The organism is Xanthobacter autotrophicus (assembly GCF_030015065.1).
Classification (GTDB): Bacteria; Pseudomonadota; Alphaproteobacteria; order Rhizobiales; family Xanthobacteraceae; genus Xanthobacter; species Xanthobacter autotrophicus_D.
Genome location: NZ_JAIVFN010000178.1, coordinates 1 through 6,000, shown reverse-complemented (window position 1 = coordinate 6,000; position 6,000 = coordinate 1). Strand labels below are relative to the sequence as shown.

Annotated in this window: 6 protein-coding genes; all 6 read left to right on the top strand. The window is 71.9% G+C overall.

Annotated features, from left to right (window positions below; translation table 11 throughout):
- Positions 1 to 141: 141 nt before the first annotated feature.
- Positions 142 to 813, top strand: a complete 672-nt coding sequence (locus K9U40_RS21555) for a response regulator transcription factor (RefSeq protein ID WP_282892166.1) — start codon at positions 142 to 144, stop codon at positions 811 to 813.
- Positions 810 to 2,171 carry a sensor histidine kinase gene (locus K9U40_RS21550; protein WP_282892165.1) on the top strand — a complete coding sequence of 454 codons (1,362 nt, stop codon included), beginning with the start codon at positions 810 to 812 and terminating at the stop codon, positions 2,169 to 2,171. Before K9U40_RS21555 ends, K9U40_RS21550 begins: the two co-directional genes overlap by 4 nt.
- An 85-nt stretch (positions 2,172 to 2,256) precedes the next feature.
- A complete protein-coding gene (locus tag K9U40_RS21545; RefSeq protein WP_282892164.1) occupies positions 2,257 to 2,616 on the top strand; it encodes a hypothetical protein in 360 nt (119 codons plus the stop codon).
- Positions 2,617 to 2,651: 35 nt separating this feature from the next.
- Complete coding sequence (locus K9U40_RS21540) at positions 2,652 to 3,122, top strand: DUF2271 domain-containing protein (protein WP_282892163.1); 471 nt, start codon at positions 2,652 to 2,654, stop codon at positions 3,120 to 3,122.
- Between the two features lie 17 nt (positions 3,123 to 3,139).
- A complete protein-coding gene (locus tag K9U40_RS21535; RefSeq protein ID WP_282892162.1) occupies positions 3,140 to 5,344 on the top strand; it encodes a PepSY domain-containing protein in 2,205 nt (734 codons plus the stop codon).
- Positions 5,334 to 6,000: FAD:protein FMN transferase (locus K9U40_RS21530; RefSeq protein WP_282892161.1), on the top strand; the 667-nt coding region annotated here is incomplete at its 3' end. The genes K9U40_RS21535 and K9U40_RS21530, both read left to right, overlap by 11 nt.

Sequence of the window (6,000 nt, the reverse complement as noted above, 5' to 3'; positions counted from 1 at the left end):
ACCGGCCGCGCTAAGATCAGGGGCCGATGAGTTTGACTCACCGGCCGCAGGTGCAAGCCCGCGCGGCGCTTGAGCGAGCCCCTCTCGGCAGCGGTCAAAGACAAAAGGCCGTTGGTATAAGTTGGCGCGCCGAGGTGACAGATGCGTATCCTGCTGGTCGAAGACGATCCCGTTCTGGGCACGGCCGTGCGTGACCAGCTGGTCGCGGACGGCCATTGCGCCGATTGGGTGACCCGCCTCGACGAGGCCGGCGCCGCCCTCCATGCCGCTGCCTTCGAGCTCGTGCTGCTCGACCTCATGCTGCCGGACGGCCGCGGCGCCGACTTCCTGAAGCAGCTGCGCAGCGCCGGCGACGTGACGCCCGTCATGGTGCTGACCGCGCGCGACCAGATCTCCGATCGCATCGCGGCCCTCGACGTCGGGGCCGACGATTATCTGGTGAAGCCGTTCGACCTGTTCGAGCTGAGCGCCCGCATCCGCGCCGTGGGCCGGCGCTATGCGGGCAATCCCAACCCGCTCGTCACCCTCGGAGAAATCGAGGTCGATCTCGCCGCCCGCTCGGTGCGGCGGGCGGGGCGCGTGGTTGCGCTCACCGCCCGGGAATGGTCCCTGTTCGAGGCGTTCGTGCAGCGGCCGCACCAGCTCATGTCGAAGCCGCAGCTGGAGGAACGGCTCTATTCCTTCGACGCGGAAGTGGAGAGCAACACCATCGAGGTCTATATCGCCCGCCTGCGCAAGAAGCTCGGCGCCGACATGATCGAGACCGTGCGCGGCATGGGCTATCGCCTCGGCACGCCGGGAGCGGGCGCGTGAGCGGCCCTCGCCAGTCCCGCCGGTGGAGCCTGGGCCGGCGCCTCGGGCTGTGGCTCGCGGCCTCGGTCGCGGCGCTGTGGCTCGCCGCGGCCACGGTGGCGGGACTGGTGCTGTGGCACGAGATCGGCGAGGTGTTCGACAGTGCGCTCCAGGAGGTGGCGCAGCGGGTGCTGCCGCTGGCGTATTCCGAGCTGCTCTCCCGCGAGGCCGGGGACGCCCCGCAGCACATGGCGCCCATCGGAGCCCACCGGGAATACATCACCTATGTGGTGCGCGATGGCGCGGGGCGCGTGCTGCTCCAGTCCAGCGACGCGGAGCTGATGGCGATTCCGCCGGGCCTCGCCCCGGGCTTCCGCACCACCGATCGCCTGCGCACCTATACCGAGGCCGCGGTGCGCGGCACCATCGTCGTCACCACGGCGGAGGAACTCGGGCACCGCGCCGCTGCGGTGCGGCGGGCCGTGATGGCGCTGATCTGGCCGCTCGTCGCTTTGGTGCCCATTGCGCTGGCCGGAGTCTGGCTCTCGGTCCGGCTCTCGCTCAAGCCGGTGCTGGCATTCCGGCAGGCCATCGCGGCGCGCGGCCGCGGCAATCTCACGCCGGTGCCGGCGGACGGCCTGCCGGAGGAGATGGCACCCGTCGCCGCCTCGGTCAACGCGCTGATGGAGCGCCTGCGCGGGGCGCTGGAGGCGGAACGGGGCTTCACCGCCAACAGCGCCCACGAACTGAGAACCCCCATCGCCGCCGCGCTGGCGCAGACCCAGCGCCTGCTGGCCGAACTGCCCGAAGGCGCCACCCGCCAGCGGGCGCGGGACGTGGCCGGCGCGCTCCGGCGCCTGACCCGCCTCTCCGAGAAGCTGCTGCAGCTGGCGAAGGCCGAAGGCGGCGGCCTTCTGGCCGAGCACCCGGCGCCGCTCGGCCCGGTGCTGCGCCATGTGATCGCCGAACTCGACCGCCAGACCGACCGGGGCGCCGACCTTGTGGTGGCGATCCCGCCGGACGGCGGCCCGGTCAGCGATCTCGACCCGGATGCCTTCGCGGTCCTTGCCCGCAATCTCATCGAGAACGCCCTGAAGCACGGCGCGCCCGAAACCCCCATCCATGTGCGGTTGAGCGATGAGGGCTTCGAGGTCGCCAATCGCTGCCCCGTGGTGCCGGCCGACCGGCTGGCGGCGCTGCTGCGCCCGTTCGAGCGGGGGCCGACCCAGGCGGAGGGTTCCGGCCTCGGCCTCGCCATCGCCGCCGCCGTGTGCCGTGGCGCCGGACTGAGGCTCGATCTTGCCTCGCCGATCCCGGCGGAGGCAGACGGCTTCCGCGTCACGGTGCGTTTTCCCGCCCCGATCCTGACGGGAAGCTGAACGCAATTCCACGGGCGCTTCAGGTCGCCGTCAGGTGCGTGCACGAGGGTGAACCCGGTCAACACCAACCAGCCGGGAGGCATCCATGAAAACGCGCACCCTGATCGGAGCGGCTCTTCTCTTGTCCACCACGGGCATCGGCATCGCCATGGCGGCGTCGGACCTCCCTTCCCTGTCGCTGTTCGGCCACGAGCGGCACGAGCGCCGGGAGGCTTCCGGCCCGGACGGCGCCATGCGCTTTGCGGACTCGAAGTCCGAGCACAAGCGCGATGGCGCGCACAATCGCCGTCACCGCGAAGATGATGACGACGATGACGACGATGACGACGACCGCCGCGGCGGCCGCAGCGCCCTGCCCCAGACCGGCCCCGCCGATCCCAACGCGCCGGTGCCCGACAACGGCCTCTTCAACGGCAAGGCCCGACCCAAGGTCGAGGTGCAATGAGCCCCTCCCCGCTTTTCCCTTCCAGGAGCCGACCGATGAAATTCGTTCTCCCCGCCGTGGCCGCCACCGCCGCGCTGGTGGCCCCCACCCTCGCCGAAGCCAGGCAGGTCACCTTCGAGACCGCGCTGAAGCGCTACGGCGGCAATGGCGCCTACGTGGTGCTCTACGTCACCGACGCCGCCGGGGCCTACAAGGGCACCTTGTGGATGGCCGGCGGCAAGGCGAAATACTACCGCCACCTCTCCGACTGGCAGCGCGCCTCCGGCGGGCGGGCGACCGAGATCGACGGTATCACCGGCGCCAGCATCGGCTCCGGCAAGACGCTGAAGATCACCCTCGACCTCGCCGACGCCATGATCGATGCCGGCTACAAGGTGCATGTGGACACCTCGGTCGAGGACGGGATGGACAATCCTTCCGAGGTGGTGGTGCCGCTCGCGGCCACCGCCTCCGGCAAGCCTTTTGCCGGCAAGGGCTACGTCAAGTCCCTCACCGTCACCTTCTGAACGACAGGGGTCTTTCCATGCTGCGCCGTCTTCATGGGTTGCCGGGCGTCGTGCTGGCGCTCGGCCTCACGGTGGTCGCCGTCACCGGTGCCGTGCTCTCGCTCCAGCCGGCATTGGATCGCGCGACCGCTCCCATGGTGCCTGCGGGCACCAGCGTCGCGGGCCTCGCGGCGCAGGTCGCCGCGCGCCACCCGGGCATCAGCGCCATCCGCCAGCGGCCGGATGGCAGCCTCACGGTGGCCTTCGACGACGGGGACGCGCGCGGCGTGGAGCGGGTCGATCCGGCCACCGGCACCGGGCTGGGACCCTATCAGGTATCCGAGACCACGCGCGTCATCACCAGTCTCCACCGCTCCTTCCTGGCCGGCGACGCGGGCCGGGCGGCGGCCGGGCTCGGCGCGCTGGCCATGCTGGCGCTGAGCGTGTCCGGCACGCTGCTGCTCGCCCGCCGGCTCGGCGGCGCGGGGGCGCTGCTGCGGCCCATCCGCGGCACGCCGGCCCAGCGCTGGCACGGCGAGCTGGGACGGCTGGCCGTCGCCGGCCTCGTGCTGTCCTCCCTCACCGGCCTGTGGATGTCCGCCGGCACCTTCGGCTTCATCCCCGAGGCGCAGGGGATCACGTCCCCCGTCACTGCGAGCGGCGGCGCGCCGGCACCGGTGGGCACGCTCGCCGCTTTGCGGTCCGCGCCGCTGGCGGAGCTGCGCGAGCTGAGCTTCCCCGATCCCGCCGACCCCACCGACGTCTTCACCTTGCGCACCGCCGCCGGCGAGACGCGGATCGACGCCGCCACCGGCGCGGCCCTGGCCTTCGCTCCGGCCACCACGCTGGAGCAGATCAATGACCTTGTCCGCACCCTTCACACCGGGCGGGGCGCCTGGCTGCTCGGCCTGCTGCTGGGGCTCGCCTCGGCCGCCGTGCCGGTGCTGGGCGCCACCGGCATCATGCTGTGGGCGCGCCGGCGGGCGGCCCGTCCGCGCGTCGCGGCGAATGCGCCCGCGCGCGGCGCCGATACGGTGATCCTCGTGGGCAGCGAAGGCAATTCCACCTGGGGCTTCGCCGGCACCCTGCATGCCGCGCTCACCGCCGCCGGGCACCGGGTACACATCGCCGCCATGAACGATGTGGGCACGGCGCATCTTGCCGCCGACCGGCTTCTGATCCTCACCGCCACCTATGGCGAGGGCTATGCGCCCGCCTCGGCCAAGAGCTTCCTGTCCCGCCTCGCGCGCTTGCCGGGGCGCTTGCCGGGACGTCCGCCGGTGGCGGTGCTGGGCTTCGGCGATCGCAACTTCCCGCACTTCTGCCGGTTCGCCCAGGAGGTCGCCGACGCACTGGAGACCAAAGGGTGCCCGCGCCTTCTGCCCATGAAGCGGGTGGACCGGCGCTCAAGCCAGGAATTCGCCCAATGGGGGCAAGACCTCGGCGCCGTGCTGGGGCACGATCTCACGCTCTCCCACGTGGCCGAGCCGCCGAAGACCGTGCCGCTGATGCTCGCCGGGCGTGAGCTTTATGGCGAGGCGGTGGGCACGCCGGTGGCGATCCTGCGCTTTGAGGCCCCACGCGATCCGCGCACCGGCGCGCCCGGCCGCCTGCCGTCCTTCGAGGCGGGGGATCTCGTGGGCATCGTGCCGCCGGGGGACACCATGCCCCGCTTCTATTCGCTCGCCTCCTCCACCCGCGACGGGGTGCTGGAGATCTGCGTGCGGCTGCGCGAAGGCGGCCTGTGCTCCACCTTCCTGCACGCGCTGGCCCCGGGTGGCGCGATCAACGCCTTCATCCGCGAGAATCCGGCGTTCCGCCCGACGGAAGGGCGCACGCCGCTGATCCTCATCGGTGCCGGGGCCGGCATCGGCCCGCTCGCCGGATTCGTGCGCGCCAATGCGGCGGGACGGCCCATGCATCTCTACTGGGGCGGGCGCAGCGCCGCCTCCGATTTCCTCTATGAGCACGAGCTGGCCCAGCATCTGGCGGAACGGCGCCTGACCTCCCTCAAGACCGCCTTCTCGCGGGATGTCGAAGGGGGCGCCTATGTCCAGGACCGGATCGCCGCCGATGCGCCGCGCCTGCGGGAATTGCTGAAGCAGGGCGCGCAGATCCTGGTGTGCGGCGGCCGCGACATGGCCGAGGCGGTGACCCGCGCCTTGGAGCCGGTGGTGCGCCCGCTCGGCCTCGACCTTGCCACCCTCAAATCGTGTGGACGCTATGTCGAAGATGTCTACTGATCTGGGTGCGATGGCGCTCCATCGCCACGCCCTGAGCGGCCCCGCCATGGGATCGCGCTGGTCTGCCGTGTTCCATGCGGGCGGCGATGTGGACGAGGCGGCGCTGACCCGTCGCCTCCAGGGCGCCGTCGAGCAGGTGGAGCAGCAGATGTCCACCTGGCGGCCGGAGTCCGATCTGGAGCAGCTCAACGCCGCGCCGGTGGGAACCTGGGTGGCGATCCCCCGCGAGCTGGCGCATGTTCTCGCCACGGCCCTGGAGATCGGCCGCCTGTCGCAGGGGGCGTTCGATATCGGCGTGGGCGATCTGGTCAAGGCATGGGGCTTCGGCGGCGGCTCGCGCGTGCCCGATGGCGGGCGCATCGCCGCGATTGCCGGCCGTCCCTCGTTCGAGCCGCCGAAGGCGCTTCAGCTCGATCCGGCAGGCTGCCGCGCGCGCCGGCTGGCGCCGCTGCGGCTCGACCTCTCGGGCATTGCCAAGGGCTTCGGCGTGGACGAACTGGCGCGGGAGATGAGGGCGGCGGGCCTGTCTTCCTGGCTGGTGGGCATCGACGGCGAGATGCGGGCCGAGGGCACGAAGCCCGATGGCCGCCCCTGGACCATCGCCCATGAAAAGCCCACGCCGGGGGAGCGGGAGATTCTCGGCGTGCTGGAGCTGT